Below are 22,236 nucleotides of genomic sequence, written 5' to 3' on the forward strand. Positions count from 1 at the left end.
TTAGTTCTCCAGCAAGTCTTGCAGTTGTACATTGCGCCGCGACGTCAGCCGGCCGGCCCAGGTCTCGCTCGTCACGGATGGATAGCGCACGGCGCCAAAGTTCATCCAGGCATCGCGGTACGCGAGCCACAGGCGCTGGGTGGCGCGGATGCCATCCTTGCTCACGGCGCCCGCATGGGTTTGCGCCGGCTTTTTCATCAGCTTGCCGTAGATGGCGTTGAGCTCCTTGTCCAGCGCTGCAGCCTGTTCCTTTGACATGCTGGCCGGCAGCTTGCCCGCTTCGTATTCGCGCAGATCGTGCGCCAGCAAATCGAGCTCGGCCGTACGGGCGGCGATGCTCAGGGCGGCGCGCGCCGTGCCGCTCAAGTCCGTTTCATTGGCCGCACGCGCATCGGCAAACTTGCTTGCCGCCGCCTGCAGCTTTTGCAGCGACGCTTGCGCCACGGCCGGCATTGCTTCGCTGACTTTGGCTGTCGCCTGCCCGCGCACTCTTTGTTTCTGGCGCGCATCGATGGCGCTGCACACGCCCATCATGTAGCCGCTCGTGATGTCGTCGCACAGGTCGATCATGCCGCGACCGCTGGCATTGATCTGCTGCAAGTGTTCAATGCGGCCCCGCATCTCGGCGGGCGCCGCATCGATGCTGCACGCATACTTGAGCGCCAGCAACGGGTCTTTTTGCACGCCCTGTCCATTCTGGTACAGCATCATCAGGACGGCGCTGTTTTGCGTGGCCATGGCGCAATGGCGCACGGGACGCCAGTCGGCCGGCTTGGGCGAGGACATACTCTTGGTATCGTAATACAGGTCCGTTGCCTGGCATTGCTGCAGGGACGCCACGGCCGATGGCGCCGGCAGGTCGGCGGGCGGCGGCGCCGCATCCTTGACCTTCAGGCAGCCTGCATACCAGGCCGTGCTTTCCGCGTGACCGACGCCCATGGCGCTCGTGTTCGGGTAGGGAACGGGTGCGGCGGCAAAAACCGGGGCCGCCAGAAGGCAGCTCGCGCCCAGCAATATCGTTTTCAATAAGGGTAGACTAATTTTCATGGCCGGCCACAGGTAGCGTCAGTAAAAGAACAAGTTTAACTGATCAGCCATGGCGCGTCCGCCCGATACGTGACCATCCCTCTTGGTAAGTAACGGTACCCAGCCTTGGCAGTGCAGGAAAGCATGGGCAATAATGTTGCCCGCTGTACTTTTTTCACTACTCCGGACCACGCCCATGACCTCACCCCGTCTTCGCCGTTCCCTCGGCTCCCTGCTGATCGCAGCGGCCTGTGCCTCGCTGGCCCAGGCCGCCGATACTAAGGCCACCACCCCAGTTGCCGCTATGCAAACACAAGCCAAGCACGCCATCACGCATGAAGACGTGTGGCTGATGAAACGGGTGGGCGCGCCCGTCGCCAGCCCCGATGGAAAGTGGGCCGTGTTTTCCGTGGTCGACAGCGCCTACTCTAGCCAAGAGCAATGGTCGGACCTGTGGATCAAGTCGCTGCTTGACGACAGCCCCGCACGCCGCCTGAGCTATTCCAAGGGCGGCGAAAGCGCCGTGGCCTGGTCGCCGGACAGCCGCCAGCTGGTCTTCGTTGCCAAGCGCGACGGCGATGACGCGGGCCAAATCTACCGCCTCGACGTGGCAGCCGGCGGCGAAGCGCAACGCCTGACCTCGCTCACCCTGGGCGCGCGCATGCCGAAATGGAGCCCGGACGGCAAGCAGTTGCTGTTCATCAGCGATATCTATCCAGGCAACAAGACGGAAGCCGACGTCAAGCAAAGCGCGAAAGAACGCAAGGAGCGCAAAGTCAGCGCCCGCTCGTATGAAACGACGGCACCGCGCTATTTCGACAAATGGCTGACCGACAAGCAGGTGCGCCTGTTCGTCGTTGATGCGCAAGCGGACGCCAAGCCGCGCGACATCCTGTCGGGCACGCAACTGGTCACCCTGCCGGGCTTTGGCGGCGGCCAGGGCGACGAAGGACAATCACTGGACGCCGTCTGGACGCCGGACGGCAAGGCTGTCGTCTTCAACGCTGCCACCAACCGCGACGCGGCCCAGCGCGAAGCCGTCGTCTCGCAACTGTATCTGCTGCCCGTGGCCGGTGGCGAAGCGCAGCGCTTGACGCAAGACAAGCACAGCTATGGCAGCCTGAAATTCGCGGCCGACGGCAAGACCCTGTTCGCCCTGAGCGACGCGGAAACGCCAGGCAAGGTGTATGACGTGAAGCGCCTGGCCAGTTTCGCCTGGCCGATGAGCAACCCTGTCCCGACCATCCTTACAGCCAAGCTGGACCGTTCAATCTCCCGCTTCGTGCTGCCCGAAGGCGGCAAGCGCGTCCTCTTCAGCTATGAACATGCGGGCCTGGAAAAGCTGTACTCGATCGACGCCAGGGGTGGCGACGTGCGCGAGGAGCCATCCTTGCCGACGGGTACCATCAACTCGCTGAGCAGCGGCGGCAAGGCCCTGGTCGGTGTGTGGGAGTCGTCCATCAACCCGCCGGAAATCTATGCCTTCAACGGTAAGCAGCCGAAGCGCCTGACGTCATTCAACACGGACAAGGCCGATAAAATCGACTGGCAGGCTCCCGAGCACTTCTGGTTCACGACGGCGGACGGCCGCAAGATCCACAATATGCTTGTCAAGCCCGCCAACTTCGATCCGAGCAAGAAATACCCGCTGTTTACCGTCATCCACGGTGGTGCGGCCAGCATGTGGCGCGACCAGTTCGTGCTGCGCTGGAACTATCACTTGCTGGCCAAGCCAGGCTATGTCGTGCTGCTGACCGACTACAAGGGTTCCACCGGCTATGGCGAGGAATTCTCGCGCTCGATTCAATTCGACCCCTTGAAGGGCCCGGGCGATGAAGTCAACCAGGGCGTCGATGAAGCCATCAAGAAATACCCATTCATCGACGGCACGAAACTGGCCGCCGGCGGCGCCAGCTATGGCGGCCACCTGGCCAACTGGCTGCAGGCAACCACCACGCGCTACAAGGCCATCGTCTCGCACGCGGGCGAAATGGACCTGATCATGCAGTGGGGCACCAGCGATGGCGGCTTCGGCCGTGAAACGAATGCGGGCGGCCCCGTCTGGTCGAACCTGCCCGTGTGGCGCGACCAAAGCCCCATCATGCAAGCGGGCAACCACGAAAAAGGCACGGGGTTCACGACCCCGATCCTGATCACCGTGGGCGAGCTCGATTACCGCGTGCCGGCCAACAATGCGCTGATGAACTTTGCCGTGCAACAGCGCCTGAACGTGCCGGCGAAATTGCTGGTGTTCCCGGACGAAAACCACTGGATCTTGAAGGGCGAGAACAGCCGCTTCTTCTATAGCGAAGTCGAGGGATGGCTGGCTAAATACCTCAAATAAATCCTGAAACGTTCTTGATAAACAGAAGCCAGGCTCCGCGCATGCGGGCCTGGCTTTTTTCATGCCGCTTGCACGGCGGGCGCGGCCGCCTTCTGCCGCTGGATCGCCAGCACCAGCAGCGCGGCCACGAGGCAGGCGGCGCCGGCCGCGAACAGGGCCGGGTTGTAGGTCAGCATCAAGGTGCGGATGCGGCCCGCCCCATACGCGGCCACGGCGGCGCCCAGCTGGTGGCCGGCGAAGATCCAGCCGAACACCATGCCCGCCCGCTCCCGGCCGAACGTGCCCCCCACCAGTTTCACGGTCGGCGGCACGGTGGCGATCCAGTCGAGGCCATAGAACATGGCGAACAGCGACAGGCCGTACAAGGTGAATTCCGAATACGGCAGCCAGAACAGCGACAAGCCCCGCAAGCCGTAATACCAGAACAGCAGTTTGCGGTTGTCATAGCGGTCCGACAGCCAGCCGGACAAGATCGTGCCGAACAGGTCGAACGCGCCCATCATGGCCAGCACGGACGCGGCCGGCACGGCGGACAAGCCCGAATCGCCGCACAGGGAAATGAAGTGCGTCTGGATCAAACCATTGGTGCTGAGGCCGCAGATGAAGAAGGTGCCGAAGAGTATCCAGAAAGTGCGGTTCCCCGCCACGCTGCGCAGTATCACGAACGGCGTGGCAAACGTCATTTTTACTGCCGGCGCCACCACCAGGGGCGTGGCCGGGTCGGCGCCATACGGACGCAAGGCAATATCCTGCGGACGGTTGCGCATGCACAGGAAGGCCAGCACGGCGACGATGGCGCAGGCGACGAACACGGGCATGACGGCCGTGCGCCAGCCGTAATGTTCGATCAGCCAGGCGCCCACGGGCAGGAACAGCAGCTGGCCCGTGGCCGAGCTGGCCGTCAGCACGCCCACCACCAGGCCGCGGTGCGTCTCGAACCAGCGGTTCGCCACCACGGCGCTCAAGACCAGCGCCGTCATGCCCGAGCCGAGCCCCAGCAGGATGCCCCACAAGGCCACCAGATGCCAGAACTGCGTCATGTGCGTGGCCAGCAGCATGCCGGCAGCGATCAAGCCCAGGGCCACGCAGATGACATTGCGCAAGCCGAAGCGTTCCATCAGGATGGCGGCAAACGGCCCCATCAAACCGAACAGCACGAAGCGCACGGCCAGGGCCGAGGAAATCTGCTCGGCATCCCATCCCAACTCGCGGCTCAGAGGCTGCATCAACGCGCCCGGCAAGCCCAGCGCGGCGGACGAGGTTAATGCCGTGAGGAAAGTGATGGCGACGATGACCCAGGCAAAGTGCACGCCGCGCCGCTCCAGCCATTGCGAAAAGGGATAGGAAAGCATGCAGTCCTCATGAGAAAAAGTAGATGCCGATCAGTGCCAGCCGACGGGATTTTTCTCATGTTATATTATGATCGTAATTTATACAATCAAAAAAAACTGAAGCCACACTGCTGCGTGCGGCTCCAGTCCTCGTTTTGAGACATGTGCGGAATGGGCTTATTTCACCTTCAAGCCATTCTTCACATCCGTCACGCCTTCCACGCCACGGGCCAGGTCGGCGGCTTTCTGTACTTGCGCCTGCGAAGGCACGAAGCCGCTGAGCATGACGACACCGTTGACCGTTTCCACGTGCACGTCGAGCGCTTTCAAGTCATTGTCCTTGACGAGGTCAGCCTTGATTTTCGTGGTGATGACGGAGTCGGCCACGGCCGTCTTGGTACTGCCGGCCGCGTTGCGCGTCACGCAGGCGGCCTTGGCCGTCGCATCCATGGCGTCGCAGTTTTCCTTCGTCGTGGCGGGCGGATTTTGCGCCACGTTGGTGCCATCCCGGGCGCCCGTGTTGGCATCGGCCAGCGCCGCCGTTTTCGCTGCCTTGGCATCGTTCATGCACGATGTCTTGTCGGCGCCTGTGTGGTCGCCGCATTTGGCCTTGGCCAGGTCATACTCGGCATTGGCGACGTCCTTGCGGGCCTTGCCCAGTTCGCGCGGCGTGTTGCGGTATTGCGCCACGGCGTCCGATTCGGCCTTGGCGCGCGCCACCTTGGCTTCTTCCACGCAGACCTTTTTCGCGTTGCCGCTCTGGGCGTCACAGGCGGCCTTGGCCTGCTTGTAGTCGGCCGTTGCCTTGTCCGTCAAACTCTTGTACGAGGCATCCTGCGCATACGCTGGCGTGGCGGCAAGCAGGGCGCTGGCACTGGCGGCCAGCATGAGTGCGATCATTTTGTTCATGATGGTTCCTCTCTGGTTAGTTGATGCCCAGATTAGACCCCTGCCGGAAGCAAAGCTCCGTGCGACAGCACACGCTGACCGTCCATTCACTTAAAAATCATCGTTTATTTGTCGCCGCTCAAGCCTTTTCGCCACAATACTTGCGCCTGTTCAAATATTGAAGCGGGCCCATCAAATACACCGGCGCCATCGGCCAGCGCCAGCCATGCCTGCGTGGCGTGGGAACCGCCTGCACCGCCGCCCGCAGCCTCGCCGCCATCGCGCACGCTGCGCATCCAGGCCAGCACATGCCGGTACTGCCCCGGGTGGCGCCCCTGCATCCAGGCCAGAGCCACGAGGTCCGCATAGCCCTCTTCGCGGCGCGTCTCGCGCAACTCCTGCGCCAGCGGTGTCAACTTGCCGCGCTGCGTGCTGCGCGGCTCGACAAAGCCGCGTGGCAAGGCATGCCAGTCGCCCTGCGCATAGCGCTGGCAATGGCCGATCTCATGCGCCGTCATCGCTTCCATCATCAGGCCGTGGCGCTTGGCCGGCACGCCCTGCAAGACACTGTCCGCCTGCGCATTGCCGCGCAAGGACAGCACCAGCTTGCAGCGCCCTGCCTCGTAGCCCAGCGCCAGCGGCACGGCGCCGGGCGCATCCTGCGGCTGCACGATGATATCGATGGGCAAGCCTTGCGCACGTGCAAACGCGATGACGGGTTGGCCCGCCTGCAGCCAGCGGGTTTCCAGATCGGTAAGCTGAGCGGCAGCCACGGCGGGCAAGGCAAGGGACACACTTAACAGCGGGAACAGTTTCAACATGGGATCAACAGGAGAAATGGGGATTTACTAATGCAGAGTAAGCGGTGAAAATATTTCCACAAGGAAAAACTGGCAACTTTTCATAAATAAAGACAAAAAAAACCGGCGCAGAGGCGCCGGCTTTTCAGACTGATAATAATCAAAGTCAGCTTATTTCTTCGCCGCCTGGTCCAGCGCGCGGGCCGTGACGAATTCCGGGCGGATATCGTTGGGCACGGCTTTCATCTTGTCGAGCGCCACCTGCACTTCAGGGCGGATGACCACGTACTTGCTCATCATGTCTTTCGCACGCGCATAGTCGCCCGTCGCCTCGATGGTCAAGAACTCACGGTCCAGGTCGATCACGGCCTGCTTGATCTTGCCAAAATCGACGCCGAACTTGCCGTCGCCCAGCGAGACAAAGCCGCCCTTGTCGAGGATGTAATTCATCTGGATGGCCATGCCGCGCGCATGCGAATCCGTCAGGCCGAAATGCAGGGTGCGGAAACCCGAGGCGAGGAACGTGTTGTACAGCTTGCGCTCAGCCGCGTCGCCCTGGCCCAGGGTATCCTTGAGCTGCCCCTTGTCCATCATGTAGCGCAGCGCGAACAATCCCGTGATATCGGCCTTGGCTTCCTCAATGGTCGAATACGCTTCCTTCAAGTCCTGGCGCGGCGTCGATGGCTTGCCGTCGACGACGGTCGCGTGCGGGCCCAGGCCGTGCATGATTTCATGCGCGAGGATGTGCGTGAAGAAGGAATTGAAATCGACGTCCTGCTGCGCTTCGGGCGTGAGCACCAGTTTCGAGATCGGCGTCAGGGTGGCCTTGAACTTGGCTTCCTGCACGTTTTTCAACATGACGCGCTTGGAGCCGCGCGCGCTGATGATGCGCTCGTCGTTGGGCAAGTTGTAGGCGGCCGTCTGCACGGCCATGTTGCCGTCGCCGGCGCCATACACCTGGTTGACCACCACCATCGGCGCCAGCGCGCCCACCTTCGGGTTGCGGTACCGGGCGTCGAGCGGCAGGTTGTCTTCCAGCTCCTGCATGTGCTTGGCGAAGAAGTTCAGCTTCTGCGTTTCCGCCTGGTCGCGGATGTTCACGTACGCTTCGAACGCGGCCTTGTAGCCGAACAGCTCATCGTTATACGTCTCGTACGGGCCGATGGTGATGTCGACGGGCGAATCGAGGTCCATCCAGGCGAAATCGGACGGCAGATAGTCGTTGTCGAGGAAAGCCTTGGCGCGCAGGGTCAAAAATTTCTTCAACGACGCGTTGTCCGTGGCGGCGGCAGCTTCATCCAGAAGCTTGGCCAGCTGCTTGAGTTCCACCTTGTATTCATTCGAATACTTGACGGTCTGGTATTTTCCATCCTTGCCCGCGCGAATCGTCGTGAAGAACCATTGCGCCTGCTGCTTGTCCTCTGGCGACAAGCCATTCATCCACGTTTCCAGGCTGGCCTTGGTGGCGCCCTGTGGATAGAAATTGCCCGCTTCCGGCTTGTGCGCGGGAATGGCGATACCGGCATAGCTGGCCGGCATGAACGAGGCGTGCGCGTCGAGCACCGACCAGGGACCTTTATTGATCCAGAAATAGTTCAAACGGGCCTGTCCCAGCTTTGATGTGTCCTTCTTCAATGCCGCCCACAGCGCTTCATTGCCGGACCAGCGCTGGCGCAGCTGCAGCACGTCGACCAGCTTGGCCGCCTCGACCAGCTTGGCGATGGCCTGGCGGTCGCCGGCAGACAGATGCGTGACATCGGCCGTCAGCGCGACGGGCGCGTAGCGGGCGCTCATGGCCGCCAGTTGTTGCGCGGTGGCCGGGGTGGCCGGCGTTGCGGCGCAAGCGCTGCCGACGGCGGCAGCCATCAGCAGGGGGAACAGGATACGTTTCATGGGGACCTCAGCAAACAATGTAAGGTCCCGATTGTAAACGAGCGCCGCTTAAAACTCTTCCCATGCGTCATCGGCGGGCACCTTGGAGGCCAGCTTTTTCGGTGCCGGCTTCGCTGCGGCCTTGAGGACCGGCCTGGCAGCAGTCACGGCGGCCGGACGCGCACGCGCCGGCCGCGGCGCCTGCAGCGGCACTTGCGAGTTGTCGAGCTTGAAGATGCTGACCACCTGCGACAGGCTGCCGGCCTGCGCTTCCAGCGACGCGGCGGCCGAGGCCGACTGCTCCACCAGCGCCGCATTCTGCTGCACCACCTGGTCCATCAGGCCGACGGCCTGGTTGACCTGTTCGATGCCGGACGACTGCTCGCGCGTGGCCACACTGATTTCGCCCATGATGTCGGTCACGCGCTTGACGCTGTCGACAATATCTTGCATGGTCGTGCCTGCTTCATCGACCAGGCGCGCGCCCGTGCCGACGCGCTCGACCGAGTCGTCGATCAGCGACTTGATTTCCTTGGCGGCCTGGCTGGAACGCTGGGCCAGGCTGCGCACTTCGGTGGCGACGACGGCAAAGCCGCGGCCCTGCTCGCCGGCGCGCGCCGCTTCCACGGCGGCATTGAGCGCCAGAATATTCGTCTGGAAAGCGATGCCGTCGATCACGCCGATAATGTCGACTATCTTTTTCGACGACTCGTTGATGGCGGCCATGGTCTGCACCACCTGCGCCACGACGGCGCCGCCCTTGACGGCCACACCCGAGGCCGATACGGCCAGCTGATTCGCTTCGATCGCGTGCTCGGCGTTCTGCTTGACGGTGCCCGTCAATTGCTCCATCGACGTGGCGGTTTCCTCGATCGAGCCAGCCTGCTGTTCCGTGCGGTTCGACAGGTCCAGGTTGCCGGCCGCGATTTCGCGCGAATTGGTGGCGATGGTCTGCGTGCCGGCGCGCACCTGGCTGACGATGGCCACCAGGCTGTCGCGCATGCCGCGCATGGCGTACAGCAAACTGTTGCGGTCGTTCGGCCCGGTAGTGATGGTCACTGCCAGGTTACCAGCGGCAATTTCACCGGCGATGGCGGCCGCGTAGTCGGGCTCGCCGCCGAGCTGGCGCAGCAAGCCGTGGCTGATGCGCCAGGCCGCGATGGTACCGATGGCGATCGCGCCCAGGCACAGCAGCACCATGAAGAAGAAAAAGCTGCGCGCCACCGTGCTTGCGCTGTCGGCCTGTTCGCGGCTCATCTTTTCTTCGAGGTCGATCAGCTGGTTGACGGACGCAAGCCAGCCCGTGAAGGCGGCGGCGCCCTGCTGCTGCAGCAAGGCGGTGGCGCCGGCCACATCATCGGCCAGGCGCAATTGAATCACCTTGGCGATGATCGGCTGGGCCTTCGCTTCACTGGCCTTGATGGCGGCCAGGGCCGTGCGTTCCGCTTCGGTCACGCCCTTGCCGCTGCCGATGATCTGGTCGAGCGGTGCGGCGGCCTGCGCGTAATTGGCGGCCAGCGTTTCGATGCGCGCGATTTCCGGCTTGGCCGACGCCGCGTCGGCCGCCAGCACCACGTCGCGCAGGGCGATCGCGCGGTCATGCACGCTGCCACGGAAATTGATCGCATGGCGCTGCTTGACGTTGTTGACGTCGCTGATACTGGTGAGGATGGCGTCGATCTTTTGCACGCGGTTGATGCCGAGTGCGGTAACGATGATCAGCAGCAACAGGACCAGGCCGAATCCCGTATAAAGCCGTGTGCTGATTTTGGTGCTTTGCATATCCGTCTCATCCATTCATTCATGAAAATGTCCAAATTCTTCATCACCATGATGTTGACATTTGGAAATAAAAGTTAATTTATCATGAATGGAAGCAGGCTGCCTGAGGCCGGTCAAAAGCAGCCTTTTTGAGGCCTTTAGACCTACCACACGCGGTAGACTTGCCCCGTCTGCGCCCCTTCCACGCTGCGGCTGTAGGCCAGCGCTACGCGGCTGGCGGCGGCCGGCTCGAAGCCATAGAAGAACGGGCCATACGCTTCCAGCGACTCTTCCAGCACCGTCGGGCTGACGACATTGATGCGCACGCCGCGCGCCAGTTCGATGGCGGCGCCCCGTACAAAGCCTTCCACGGCCGCATTCGTCATGCTGGCGGCCGCGCCGAAGCGGATCGGCTGCTCGGCCACGATGCCGCTGGTCAAGGTAATCGAGCCGCCGTCGTTCAGGTATTCCTGCGCCACCAGCGCCACGTTGACCTGGCCCATCAGCTTGCTGTCCAGGCCCAGCTGGAACTGCTCGGGCGTGAATTCTGCCAGGGGGCCGAAATGCAGCTTGCCGGCCGTGACGACGACGGCGTCGACCTTGCCGATGCGCTGGAACAGGGCGCGCACTTGCGCGATGTCGCCCATGTCGGCCTGGTGCGTGCCCGTGCGGCTGCCCACTTCGATGATTTCATGGCGTTGCGCCAGTTGCGCGGTGACGGCCTTGCCGATGGTGCCGCTGGCGCCGATGATGACGATTTTCATGCTGCTTCCTTGTGTGGGTTGAACGATGGAGCCAGTATGCGCCGCTTCCAGAAAGGAATAAATGCGCTAGAATTTACAAGATTACCAACCCACAGTTTGCAATCAAGGCGCCATGGATAAATTGCGCAGCATGGAGATCTTTGTGTCCGTCGTCGACCAGGGCAGTTTCACGGCGGCCGCCGACACCTTCCGCATCTCGCCCGTGATGGTGGGCAAGCACATCAAACAGCTGGAAGAGCGGCTGGGCACGCGCCTGCTGGCGCGCACGACGCGCCGGCAAAGCCTGACGGAAATCGGCCGGCAATACGTGGAGCAATGCCGCCAGATCCTGGCGCAGATCGCGGCGGCCGAAACGGGCGCGGAAGCGATGCGCGCCACGCCGCGCGGCAAGCTGAAGATCACGGCGCCCGTGTCCTTCGGCAGCGAATGCATCGCGCCGCTGATGGCCGACTATCTGACGGCCTATGCGGACGTGAGCCTGGAGCTCAATTTGAATGACAGGATGGTCGACCTGGTGGAGGAAGGATTCGATGCGGCCATCCGCATCGGCAAGCTGGAAGATTCCGGCATGGTGGCGCGGCCCTTGCGGCCCTATGCGATGGTGATCTGCGCCTCGCCCGCCTACCTGGCAAAGCACGGCACGCCGCGCACGCCGGACGACCTGGCGCGGCACGAATGCGTGGATTTCATGCAGTGGTCGCGCCACATGCGCTGGCGTCTGAGCGGCAAGACAGCGCGCCACGATGGCGCTGCGGCCGAGAGCCGCTTCCTCTCGAACAATGGCCAGGCGCTGCGCATGGCGGCCCTGCACGGCTTCGGCATCGTCATGCAGGCGGAGATTTTACTGGCCGACGATATCGCGGCGGGACGGCTGGTGCCGCTGCTGGCCGACTACGTGCCGGCGCCGCGCCTGATGCATGTGCTGTATCCGCGCGACCGCCAGCCTACGCCGAAGCTGACAACCTTCATCGATTTTCTGCTGGAACGCTACGGGCCGGCGGCGACACCGCCACCGGCCACGCTCACGTAATCGTCGTGCCTAGTTCACCTTCGCGGCAGGCGCGGAAGCCAGCTTGGCCAGCTCGCCGTCCGGCTGCCAGCCAGCACCCAGCGAGCGGGCCACGGCCACCGTCGCCAGCAGGCGCTGGGTCTTGATCTGCGCGGCGGCGCGGTCCGCTGCCAGCGAGCTGCGCTGCGCGTCCGTCACATCCAGATAGGTCGAGATGCCGCGCTCGTAGCGCGTGCGCGCCACCAGGTAAGCGCGCGCCGCCGCTTCCTGCGACAGGGCCTGGGCATCGCCCTGCAACTGGCGCTGCTCCACGTCGGACAGCGCATCTTCCACTTCGCGCAAGGCCGTCAACAGCTTCGTTTCATGGTTCGCCACGGCTTCCGCATAGCGCGCCTTGGACAGGTCAAGATTGGCCTGGTTGCGGCCGCCGTCGAAGATCGGCAGGGACAAGGCCAGCGGACCAAAGCTGAACTGGCGCGAACCGCCCTGCGCCAGGTCGCGCAGCTTTTCCGACGCATAGCCGAAATTGCCCGTCAGTTGCAGCGTCGGATAAAACGCGCCTTCGGCCACGCCCACTTGCGCGTTCGCCGCGCGCAAGCCCGCCACGCTGGAAACGAGGTCCGGGCGGTGCGCCAGCAGGCTGGCCGGCAAGCCGACAGGAATGGCAGGCGGCAGCGGCAGGACGGACGGATCGGCGGCCACCGGCAATTGCAGCGCCGACGGCGGCTTGCCCGTCAGGGTGGCCAGGCTGTTTTCCAGCTGGTTGCGCTGGCGCTTGACTTCATGCAGGTCGGCCTGTGCGTTCGACAGCTCGACTTTCGCGCGCGCCAGGTCCAGCTCATTCGTCAAGCCCGCGTTGAAGCGCGCTTCGACCAGCTGCGCCGATTCGCGGCGTGTGTCCAGCGCGCCATTCAAAATGGCCATTTCCGCATCGAGTCCGCGCAGCTGCCAGTAATTGCTGGCCACTTGCGACGACAGCATCAGCAGCACGCCGTCGCGGTCCGCTTGCGCCGCCAAGGCTTGGGAATCGGCCGCTTCGACCATGCGTTTTACACGGCCCAGCAAGTCGACTTCATACGACAGCGTGGCGCCCACGGAGAAGTTATTCCCGCTGATGGAGCGGTTGCCCAGGGCCAGGCCCTGCGAAGTGTTGGCCGAGGTGCGCGAGTTCGAGATCCCCGTGCTGACGTTCACGCTCGGGCCCTGGTTGGCGCGCGCCGTGCCGCTTTGCGCCAGCGCCTGCAGCAAGCGCTCGCCAGCCGCTTTCACGCTCGGGTTGTCCTGCAGCGCGCTCTGCTCGAGGCGGTTCAGGGTCGCATCGCCGTAGATGCTCCACCACTCCTTGGGCAGTTGCGCGGCGTCCGCCGCGGCCGCGCCATGGCGGAAGGTGTCGGCGCCGGCGACATTGCCCGGCGCGGTGAAATCCTGGCCCACGGTGCCGCAGGCGGACAGCGCCACGGCAAGGGAAGCGGCCAGCGCGATTTTCGTCAATACTGTTTGCATGATGTGTACCTTCTTGTTCTTGAGGTGCTGCACGTGCGGACTGTGCGCGGTCAATGACCGCCGCCACCGCCACCGGGAGCTTTGAGTTTGTCGGCCAGCCACAGAGGCACGATGCAGGCGAGCAGGATGGCGCCGATCAGGAAGAAGCCATCGTTGTAAGCCATCACATACGCTTCGCGGCGCACGATGCCGTCGATTGCCTGCAAGGCCTGGTTGCCGGCCGTGACGGCGTCATAGCCCTTGGCCATGAACGACGACGTCAGCTGGTCGATGCGCAGCTGCGTGGCGCTGGAATACGCATTGATCGCTTCGCCCAGGCGCTGCGAATGGAAATGCTCGCGGGTGCTCAGGGCCGTGGCCAGCAGGGCGATGCCGATCGAGCCGCCCAGGTTGCGCGTCATGTTGAACAGGCTCGATGCGGACGGCATGTCCTTCGGCGCGATGCCCTTCATGGCGAAGTTCGACAGGGTCAGCATGACGAAGGGCTGGCCCAGCGCGCGCACCACCTGCGACCACAGCAGCTGGTCGTAGCCGGTGGATGCATCCATGTAGGCATTCATCATGCACGAACCGCCAAACAGCAACAGGCCGAACGAACACAGGATGCGGTTGTCCACCACGGACGACAGCTTGGCGACAAACGGCATGATGAACAGCTGCGGCAAGCCTACCCACATGATGACTTCACCGATCTGCATCGGCGAGTAGCCCGCGATCTGGCCCAGGAACAGCGGCAGCAAAAAGGCCGAGCCATACAGGCCCATGCCCGTCACGGCCGACAGCACGGTGGCCACTAAAAAATTGCGCTGGCCATACAGCGCCAGGTTGACGAACGGTTCGGCGCGCGTGGCACTGGTGACGACCCAGCCCAGGATGCCCACCAGGGCCATCGAGGCGAAGGCGATGATGAAACCGGAGTCGAACCAGTCCTTCGAGTTGCCTTCTTCCAGGAAGATGGTCAGGCAGCCGAGGCCCAGGGCCATGAAGAAGATGCCCAGCCAGTCGGCCTTCCAGAACATCTCGAGCTTCATCGGCTCCTTGTCGAGGCCATAGATCATGCCGGCGATCAGCAGCACGCCCGGCACCCAGTTGATGTAGAAGATCGAAGGCCAGCCATACAGCTCGCTCAGATACCCGCCCAGGGTCGGGCCCATGGCTGGCGCCAGGGTGGCCGTCAGGCCGAAAATCGCCATGCCGACGGCGCGCTTCGACGGCGGCAGCTTGAGCATCACCAGCGTGAACGCCATCGGGATCAGGGCGCCGCCAGTGAACCCTTGCAGCATGCGGAAGACGATCATGCTTTCCAGGTTCCACGCCGTGCCGCACAGGGTGGAGAACAGCAGGAAGAAAGCGGTGGTGCCGATCATGTAGGTACGCAGACCGAACACGCGCGCCAGCAGCGCGGTGAGGGGAATGACGATAATTTCGGCCACCAGGTAGGCCGTGGAAATCCACGAGCCCTCTTCCTGGGTGGCCGACAGCGAGCCAAGGATATCCTTGAGCGAGGAATTGGTGATCTGGATGTCGAGCACCGCCATGAAGGCGCCCAGCATGCCGGCGGCGACCGCCAGCCAGGTGCGCCCGGAGACTTTCTCGTCGATCACGGGAAACGCTGGCGGCTTCGCCAGCGTGGTGGAGGGGCTGCTCATGGAAGCTTAATGGGTGGTGGACTGGGCGGCTGGAGCAGCAGCGTGGCGCGCGGCCGGCTGCGTTTCAGGCTGATTCACTTCCACTTCGGCGATCACCGACATGCCCGGCACCAGGCGGCCATTCATGGCCTTGATGTCTTCCGGCTGGAAGACGATTTTCACCGGCACGCGCTGGACGATCTTGGTGAAGTTGCCGGTGGCGTTATCGGCTGGCAGCAGCGCGAATTGCGCGCCCGAGGCAGGAGCGAAGCTGTCCACGGTACCGACCAGTTTCTTGCCCGGCATGGCGTCGATGGTCACGTGCACGCTCTGGCCGCGGTGCAGGTCGGCCAATTGCGTTTCCTTGAAGTTGGCGGTGACCCAGACGTTGTCCTGCACGATGGCCGTCAATTGCTGGCCAGGCTGCACACGCATGCCCGTTTCCACGTTGCGCTTGCCGATACGGCCGGCGACAGGGGCCAGGATGCGGTTGTATTGCAGCTGCTGTTCCGCGTCCTTCAATTGCACGCGCAGCACGGCCACTTGCGCCTTGGCCACGTCGCGCGCAGCTTGCGCCGCACCGATCTGCGCCTTGGCGGCCGACGCGCTGTCGCGGCGGGCGGCCAGGTCGGCCACGGCGCTCGAGCGGGCCGCATTGGCCGCGTCGAGTTCCGCTTTCGAGACGGCTTTCATCTGGCTCGTGTACAGCTGGCCATAACGGTCCGCATCCTGTTTTGCGCGCAGCAGTTGCGCATCGGCTTGCGCCACTTGCGCCTGGGCGCCACTGGCTTGCGCCTGCACTTGCGCGATCTGCGCGTCCGCTTGCAGCACTTGCTGCTCGGCGCTGGCGATCTGCGCGGCGATCTGCTCGGTCTTCACGCGCTGGTCGAACGGGTCGAGTTCGGCGATCACGTCGCCCTCTTTCACCATTTGATTGTCGTCGATGAAGACCTTGGTGACGACGCCGGAAATGCGCGCCGAGACAGGATGCACGTGGCCAGCCACATAGGCGTTTTCCGTTTCCACGAAATAGTGGCTGCGGTACCACATGCGCGCGCCGGCGCCCAGGGCCACGAGGACGATCAGGCCGGCGATGATTTTGACGCGGTTGTTCGGTGGTGCGGAGCTGGCGGAGGCGGCGGGCGCGGAAGGGGCGGCCGGGGCCGCGGGTGGGACGGCGCTCAGCACTTTGTGCTCTGCTTGGCCTGGCTGGTTGGACATACTCGCTCCGGAAATGAAATGATATAGGTTCATTATTGGGCAAAGAAAAGCCAAAGTCAAGAAATGAAACGATTGCATTTCATTTTAATTTGCACTACAGTGTGAGCCATCACTTACCTTCCAACTTATAAAGAGACCCAGACCATGTCCGATCCCGGCCTCAGCGATACCTTGCCTACCGATAAAGAATCGGGCGACACCGCCCAGGAGCTTTCCTGCTGCGGCAAACCAGCCGGCCGCCCGCGCGCGGCCGACATGGAAGCGCGCATGGACAACCTCCTGCACACGGCCGGCTGCCTGTTTCTGGAAAAAGGATATGGAAAGGTGAGCCTGGAAATGATCGCCCGCGAAGCCCATGTGGCCGTGCGCACGATTTATGTGAAGTTTGGCGGCAAGTCGGGCTTGTTCAATGCCGTGGTGGAATTGCGCCGCGCCGCCTACTTCTCGACCATGCCGGCCCTGGAAACGGATATGCGTCCCCTGCCCACCATCCTGGGCGAGTTCGGCCTGCTGTTCGTGCAACTGGTCACCATGCCGGCGGCCATCCACCTCAATCGCATGGTGGTGGCCGAAGCGGCCACGCATCCTGAACTGGCGGAAACGTTTTACAAGGTGGGACCGGGACAGACGCGCGAGATGCTGACGAGGTTTTTCAGCCGCCCCGACATCGCGCCGCTGTTCCGCGCGGAACTGGCGCCGGCCATGCTGTCGCTGCACTTGCTCAATTGCCTGCTGGGCGACCAGATGTCGCGCCTGCTGTTTCCGCCGCAGACGCAACCGGACGTGGCGCAATTACGCGCCAAGGTGGCCGTCAGTCTCGACCTGTTCCTGCGCGGCACCCTGCGCCAGCCGCTGGCGGACTGACGCGGGAAGGCTGACCGGGGAGGTCAGCCAGGGCGGCTGCAGCCTTCCGGCAACGCCGCTTCGGCGTGTTCATCGTTCAAACCCAGCGCGCGCAGGAAAGGCTGGACCGCCGACGCGCCATCGACAGTGAGTGAAGACTCGCTTCCATCGTAGCGGTCCGGGCCATAGCGCATCAGGTCGAACGAGGTTTCAAAGCGCTGCGCCAGGAAATACGTGCGGAAGTAATCGAAGGAAAACGCCACCTGGCCATCTTCCCGCAGCAGCAAGCCATGCGCATACAGCGGCGCCAGCCAATCCCCGGCCGCCATGCTCCAGCCCTTCACGCCGCAATAATCGCTGGCAAAGCGTTCCAGTTCCGCCTCGTTGAGGAAAACGCTCTTGGCTTCGAACATCACGAACGCCAGTTCGATCAGGAATTCACGCGCATCGGCAGCCGCGCCGGCGTCCACGCGCCGCTGCGCGCCCGCCTTGCCCAGCAAGCCGTCGAGATAATCGCGTTCGCCTGCCAGCTGCGGAAGCAAGGTGGCAAACACATACTCGGCATCCACCTGCCCCGTTTCCTGGCCATTCGGCGTGTACAGCACCGACAGCGCGAAGTTCTTGCTCACGTCATCGAACTCGCGCAGGGACACCGTCCACCGCGTGCCTGGCGCGCCGCCATCGGCCGCTGCCTCGCCAGTGCCGAACTCGAGCACGGCAAACGCCGCCATCTGGCCACTGGTATCGTACAGGCTGCCGGGATTGCTCTTGAACAAGATGCCCAGCGATTTCATCAGCGAACTGGCATCGCCCGTATGCTGGTGGCCATGGAACACGGCATGGATATTCTTGTAGTGCGCGCGCTGCTCGGCACTGGCGTGCTCATCGGCGGAGAAAAAACTGAAGCCGGCATTGCCCAGCGCCGCAGCGGCGACACCCTGCGCGCGGCTGCCCGGCACCAGGTAGAAACGCGCGCCAGGCAAGCTGGCCGCCTGCAGCAAGGGGCGCAGGAAGTATTCGTAGACATACACGGGTGTCGTGCCGGCACAGGCGTCGGGCGCCACCAGCTGGCCTGTGAAGAAAATCGCATCGATCCGCTTGCCCGCCGCCAGGATAGCGGCCACATCCTGGTACAAGGCATGCAGCATCACGGCTTGCTCTTGCTCGTCAGCCCGGCGCAAACGGACGTCGGCAATATGAAGGGCGGTAAATTTTTTCATCGTTGCAAAGCTCTCTCAGTACAGCGGAATTTGACCGTATCCCACGCTGGCAACATTCCTGGAAAAATCACACGCTTCCGTCGAAGCAAAAGAAAAACATGGTTACAGACCTCCATTCTGCCACTTTTTCCGCACGGCAATACTCACCAATTTTCACAAGGCACCGCTGCGTCACGTTTTACTATGCCGCAGGTCAAGGGAAATAAAAAAAACCGGGAACATGTCCCGGTTTTTTTGTACTGAAAGTTAACGCTTTATCAGCGCTTGCGCGGTGGCGGCAAGTCCGTGCACACGCCTTCGTACACTTCAGCGGCCATACCGATCGATTCGCCCAGGGTTGGATGCGGATGGATGGTCTTGCCGATGTCGGTGCCGTCGCAGCCCATTTCGATGGCCAGCGCGATTTCGCCGCCTCATCGCTCCCCTGTCGCCCGCGTGCGTGCCGACGATGGCCGGATAATAAAAAACCCCGCAATCGCTTGCGGGGTTTTTAGTGTTACGACACAGCGCTACAACATCAGCGCTTGCGCGGCGGCGGCAAGTCCGTGCACACGCCTTCGTACACTTCGGCGGCCATACCGATCGATTCGCCCAAGGTCGGGTGCGGATGGATGGTCTTGCCGATGTCGGTGCCGTCGCAGCCCATTTCGATGGCCAGCGCGATCTCGCCGATCATATCGCCCGCATGCGTGCCGACGATGGTGCCGCCGATGATGCGGTGCGTTTCAGCGTCGAACAGCAGCTTGGTGAAGCCTTCGGCGCGGCCGTTGGCCACGGCGCGGCCCGAAGCTGCCCATGGGAAGTGGCCCTTCTCGACCTTGATGCCCTTGGCTTTCGCTTCGTCTTCCGTGATGCCGGCCCATGCCACTTCCGGATCCGTGTAGGCGACCGACGGGATCACCTTGACGTCGAAGTGCGACTTCTGGCCGGAAGCGGCTTCCGCTGCCACGTGGGCTTCATGCACGGCCTTGTGCGCCAGCATCGGCTGGCCCACCAGGTCGCCGATGGCGAAGATGTTCGGCACGTTGGTGCGCATCTGGCTGTCGACGTTGATGAAACCGCGGTCCGTCACTTGCACGCCCGCCTTGTCGGCGGCCAGCTTCTTGCCGTTCGGGCTGCGGCCCACGGCCACCAGCACCAGGTCGTAGATCTGTGGCGGCGGTGCGGTAGCACCTGCTTCAGCTGCTTCGAACGTGACCTTGATGCCTTCCGGCAGCGCTTCCACCGCGACCGTCTTGGTCTTGGTCATGATGTTGTTGAAGCGCTTCTCGTTGAACTTCTGCCACACCTTGACGGCGTCGCGGTCCGCGCCCTGCATCAGGCCATCCATCATTTCGACCACGTCGATGCGCGCACCGAAGGTCGAATAAACAGTCGCCATTTCCAGGCCGATGATGCCGCCGCCGATGACCAGCATGCGCTTCGGGATCTGGCGCAATTCCAGCGCGCCCGTCGAATCGACGATGCGCGGGTCTTCCGGCACGAAGGGCAGCTTCACCACGGACGAACCGGCGGCGATGATGGCTTGCTTGAACTGCACGACTTTTTTCGAGCCGTCGCCTGCCGTCACTTCGATGTGGTTCGCGGACAGGAACTGGCCCACGCCCGTCACCACTTGCGTCTTGCGCGCCTTGGCCATGCCGGCCAGACCGCCCGTCATGTTCGAGATCACGCCTTCCTTGTACTTGCGTACCTGGTCGATGTCGATCGTCGGCTTGGCAAACGTCACGCCCGTGTTGGACATGTGCGCCGTTTCATCGATGACGGAGGCGACGTGCAACAGCGCCTTCGACGGGATGCAGCCCACGTTCAGGCACACGCCGCCCAGGGTCGCGTAGCGCTCGACGATGACCGTCGACATGCCCAGGTCGGCCGCGCGGAACGCCGCCGAATAGCCGCCAGGACCGCCGCCCAGCACCATCATGTCGACGTCGATGTCGACCTGGCCGCTGTAATTGCCGGCCGGGATGGCGGCAACGGCTGCAGCTGGTGCCGCCGCTGCAGGAGCCGGAGCCGCTGCAGGCGCAGGAGCGGCCGCCGGTGCGGCTGCGGGAGCGGCAACGCCTTCCGACGCTTCCACCACCAGCAGCGCGCTGCCTTCGGCGATCTTGTCGCCGACCTTGACCTTGACTTCCTTGACGACGCCGGCGTGGGTCGATGGAATCTCCATACTGGCCTTGTCCGATTCGACCGTGACCAGGGACTGGTCCACCTTGATGGTGTCGCCGACCTTGACCATCAGCTCGATGACTTCGACTTCCTTGAAATCGCCGATATTCGGTACTTTTACCTCTACTGTGCTCATCAATCGCTCCTTACAGCAGAATTTTGCGCATGTCGGCCAGGACTTCGCCGAGGTACACGGAGAATCGCGCGCCCATCGCGCCGTCGACCACGCGGTGGTCGTAGGACAGCGAAGTGCCCATCATCAAACGTGGCTGGAAGGCCTTGCCATCCCATACCGGCTTGATCGATGCTTTCGACAGGCCCAGGATCGCGACTTCCGGCGCATTGACGATAGGCGTGAAGTGCGTGCCGCCGATGCCGCCCAGGGACGAGATCGTGAAGCTGGCACCCTGCATGTCGGCCGGTTTCAGCTTGCCTTCGCGCGCCTGCAGCGACAGTTCCGTCATTTCGCGGGCGATCTGCGAGACCGACTTCTGGTCCGCGCCCTTGATCACGGGGACCACCAGGCCATTCGGCGTGTCGGCCGCGAAGCCGATGTTGTAGTACTGCTTGAGGATCAGGTTCTCGCCCTTGGCATCCAAGGAAGCGTTAAACGCGGGGAATTTCTTCAGCGCGGCAACGGAAGCCTTGATGACGAAAGCGAGCATGGTCAGCTTGGCCGCATCCTTGTTTTTCGCATTGGCCGCGTTGGTGTCGACGCGGAACGCTTCCAGATCCGTCACGTCCGCTTCGTCGAACTGCGTGACGTGCGGGATCATGACCCAGTTGCGGTGCAAATTCGGGCCCGAGATTTTCTTGATGCGCGACAGCGGCAGCAATTCGGTCGTGCCGAACTTGCTGAAGTCCAGCGACGGCCATGGCAGCAGATCCAGGCCCACGCCCGAACCGCCTTTGGCGGCGACCGGCGCATTCGGCGCGGCGACGGCGCCCGACATCACGCCCTTGACGAAGTTCTGCACGTCTTCCTGGGTGATGCGGCCCTTCGGACCGGAACCGCCCACGCGGGTCAGGTCCACGCCCAGTTCGCGCGCGAACTTGCGGATCGATGGCGACGCGTGCGCCAGCTTGCCGTTCGCTGCAGGAGCGGCGGCAGGAGCTGGTGCAGCGAGCGGCGCCGAAGCGACGGCGGCGGCTGGCGCGGCGGCAGCTTGCGCAGCGGGTGCAGGTGCAGCAGCGGCAGGTGCGGCAGGAGCAGCGCCACCGGTCGTTTCCACGACCAGCACCAGGCTGCCCTTGGCAACCTTGTCGCCGACCTTGACTTTCAATTCCTTGACGATACCGGCATGGCTCGATGGGATTTCCATGCTGGCCTTGTCCGATTCGACTGTCAGCAGCGACTGGTCGACCTTGATGCTGTCGCCGACCTTGACCATCAGTTCGATGACTTCGACTTCCTTGAAGTCGCCGATATCGGGCACGGTCACTTCGACCAGGGCTGGCGCGCCGGCTGGGGCGGCAGGTGCTGGCGCGGCCGCAGGAGCGGCGGCGGGGGTTTCAGCGGCAGGTGCTGCGGCCGGGGCGGCAGCGGCAGGCGCAGGGGCCGAGGCGGCGTCCGCCACTTCCAGCAGCAGGACCAGCGAACCTTCGGCGATCTTGTCGCCCACGTTGACTTTCAATTCCTTGACGACACCGGCGTGGCTCGATGGAATTTCCATGCTGGCCTTGTCCGATTCGACCGTGATCAGGGACTGGTCGACCTTGACCGTATCGCCTGGCTTGACCATCAGTTCAATGATCTCGACTTCCTTGAAATCGCCGATATCCGGGACTTTGACTTCCACAATGCTCATAGCTTGCTCCGTTATTTTATTTGTCAGATGGACCCGCACACACGCCAGG

General features: G+C 63.1%; 17 protein-coding genes and 1 pseudogene. 4 read left to right on the forward strand and 14 right to left on the reverse strand.

The annotated features are described in order from the left end of the window. Window positions 1–1,047, reverse strand: coding sequence for a lysozyme inhibitor LprI family protein (locus OPV09_RS24135; RefSeq protein WP_338679556.1), 1,047 nt, complete (start codon window positions 1,045–1,047; stop codon window positions 1–3). A gap of 175 nt (window positions 1,048–1,222) precedes the next feature. Between OPV09_RS24135 and OPV09_RS24140 the strand changes: the two genes are divergently transcribed. Beyond that, window positions 1,223–3,370, forward strand: coding sequence for a S9 family peptidase (locus tag OPV09_RS24140; protein WP_338679557.1), 2,148 nt, complete (start codon window positions 1,223–1,225; stop codon window positions 3,368–3,370). A gap of 59 nt (window positions 3,371–3,429) precedes the next feature. Here the strand turns inward: OPV09_RS24140 and OPV09_RS24145 are convergent, their stop codons facing one another. The 6 genes from OPV09_RS24145 to OPV09_RS24170 form a co-directional block, all read right to left on the reverse strand. Then, entirely contained in the window at window positions 3,430–4,722 is a 1,293-nt protein-coding gene (locus tag OPV09_RS24145) for an MFS transporter (RefSeq protein ID WP_338679558.1), read from the reverse strand. 156 nt (window positions 4,723–4,878) lie between these two features. Then, window positions 4,879–5,610 (reverse strand): BON domain-containing protein, encoded by a 732-nt coding sequence (locus OPV09_RS24150; protein ID WP_034747429.1) that lies wholly within the window; start codon window positions 5,608–5,610, stop codon window positions 4,879–4,881. A gap of 104 nt (window positions 5,611–5,714) precedes the next feature. After that, entirely contained in the window at window positions 5,715–6,410 is a 696-nt protein-coding gene (locus OPV09_RS24155; protein ID WP_338679559.1) for a hypothetical protein, read from the reverse strand. Between the two features lie 150 nt (window positions 6,411–6,560). Then, a complete protein-coding gene (locus tag OPV09_RS24160) occupies window positions 6,561–8,282 on the reverse strand; it encodes a dipeptidyl-peptidase 3 family protein (protein WP_338679560.1) in 1,722 nt (573 codons plus the stop codon). A gap of 48 nt (window positions 8,283–8,330) precedes the next feature. Next, window positions 8,331–10,043 carry a methyl-accepting chemotaxis protein gene (locus OPV09_RS24165; RefSeq protein WP_338679561.1) on the reverse strand — a complete coding sequence of 571 codons (1,713 nt, stop codon included), beginning with the start codon at window positions 10,041–10,043 and terminating at the stop codon, window positions 8,331–8,333. A gap of 143 nt (window positions 10,044–10,186) precedes the next feature. Then, complete coding sequence (locus OPV09_RS24170) at window positions 10,187–10,786, reverse strand: short chain dehydrogenase (protein ID WP_034747417.1); 600 nt, start codon at window positions 10,784–10,786, stop codon at window positions 10,187–10,189. Between the two features lie 112 nt (window positions 10,787–10,898). On the opposite strand from OPV09_RS24170, the gene OPV09_RS24175 reads away from it, so the two are divergent. Further along, window positions 10,899–11,816: a LysR family transcriptional regulator gene (locus OPV09_RS24175; protein WP_219327677.1), complete on the forward strand. Its 918-nt coding sequence runs from the start codon at window positions 10,899–10,901 to the stop codon at window positions 11,814–11,816. A gap of 9 nt (window positions 11,817–11,825) precedes the next feature. Here OPV09_RS24175 and OPV09_RS24180 read toward each other — a convergent pair whose 3' ends face one another. The 3 genes from OPV09_RS24180 to OPV09_RS24190 are packed head-to-tail and all read right to left on the reverse strand — an operon-like array spanning window position 11,826 to window position 16,147. Continuing rightward, on the reverse strand, window positions 11,826–13,298 hold the full coding sequence (locus OPV09_RS24180) for an efflux transporter outer membrane subunit (protein ID WP_219327678.1): 1,473 nt from the start codon (window positions 13,296–13,298) through the stop codon (window positions 11,826–11,828). Window positions 13,299–13,348: 50 nt separating this feature from the next. Then, entirely contained in the window at window positions 13,349–14,947 is a 1,599-nt protein-coding gene (locus tag OPV09_RS24185; protein ID WP_070301420.1) for a DHA2 family efflux MFS transporter permease subunit, read from the reverse strand. A gap of 6 nt (window positions 14,948–14,953) precedes the next feature. Continuing rightward, the gene (locus OPV09_RS24190; RefSeq protein ID WP_034747407.1) at window positions 14,954–16,147 is read right to left on the reverse strand and encodes an HlyD family secretion protein; all 1,194 of its coding nucleotides are present in this window, start codon (window positions 16,145–16,147) and stop codon (window positions 14,954–14,956) included. Between the two features lie 144 nt (window positions 16,148–16,291). Between OPV09_RS24190 and OPV09_RS24195 the strand changes: the two genes are divergently transcribed. Next, window positions 16,292–17,011 (forward strand): TetR/AcrR family transcriptional regulator, encoded by a 720-nt coding sequence (locus tag OPV09_RS24195; protein WP_034747405.1) that lies wholly within the window; start codon window positions 16,292–16,294, stop codon window positions 17,009–17,011. A gap of 23 nt (window positions 17,012–17,034) precedes the next feature. Here the strand turns inward: OPV09_RS24195 and OPV09_RS24200 are convergent, their stop codons facing one another. Continuing rightward, window positions 17,035–18,138 (reverse strand): hypothetical protein, encoded by a 1,104-nt coding sequence (locus OPV09_RS24200; RefSeq protein WP_338679562.1) that lies wholly within the window; start codon window positions 18,136–18,138, stop codon window positions 17,035–17,037. On the opposite strand from OPV09_RS24200, the gene OPV09_RS24205 reads away from it, so the two are divergent. Continuing rightward, window positions 18,130–18,453: a hypothetical protein gene (locus OPV09_RS24205; RefSeq protein ID WP_338679563.1), complete on the forward strand. Its 324-nt coding sequence runs from the start codon at window positions 18,130–18,132 to the stop codon at window positions 18,451–18,453. The genes OPV09_RS24200 and OPV09_RS24205 overlap by 9 nt on opposite strands. Window positions 18,454–18,467: 14 nt before the next feature. Here the strand turns inward: OPV09_RS24205 and OPV09_RS24210 are convergent. The 3 genes and pseudogenes from OPV09_RS24210 to aceF form a co-directional block, all read right to left on the reverse strand. Beyond that, window positions 18,468–18,660 (reverse strand): annotated as a pseudogene (locus tag OPV09_RS24210) (dihydrolipoyl dehydrogenase); the annotation flags it as partial. A 67-nt stretch (window positions 18,661–18,727) separates the two neighbouring features. Next, the gene (lpdA, locus tag OPV09_RS24215) at window positions 18,728–20,515 is read right to left on the reverse strand and encodes a dihydrolipoyl dehydrogenase (RefSeq protein ID WP_338679564.1); all 1,788 of its coding nucleotides are present in this window, start codon (window positions 20,513–20,515) and stop codon (window positions 18,728–18,730) included. A gap of 10 nt (window positions 20,516–20,525) precedes the next feature. Continuing rightward, entirely contained in the window at window positions 20,526–22,187 is a 1,662-nt protein-coding gene (gene aceF, locus OPV09_RS24220) for a dihydrolipoyllysine-residue acetyltransferase (RefSeq protein WP_338679565.1), read from the reverse strand. Window positions 22,188–22,236: the final 49 nt, after the last annotated feature.

It is taken from the genome of Janthinobacterium sp. TB1-E2 (assembly GCF_036885605.1).
GTDB lineage: Bacteria > Pseudomonadota > Gammaproteobacteria > Burkholderiales > Burkholderiaceae_D > Janthinobacterium > Janthinobacterium aestuarii.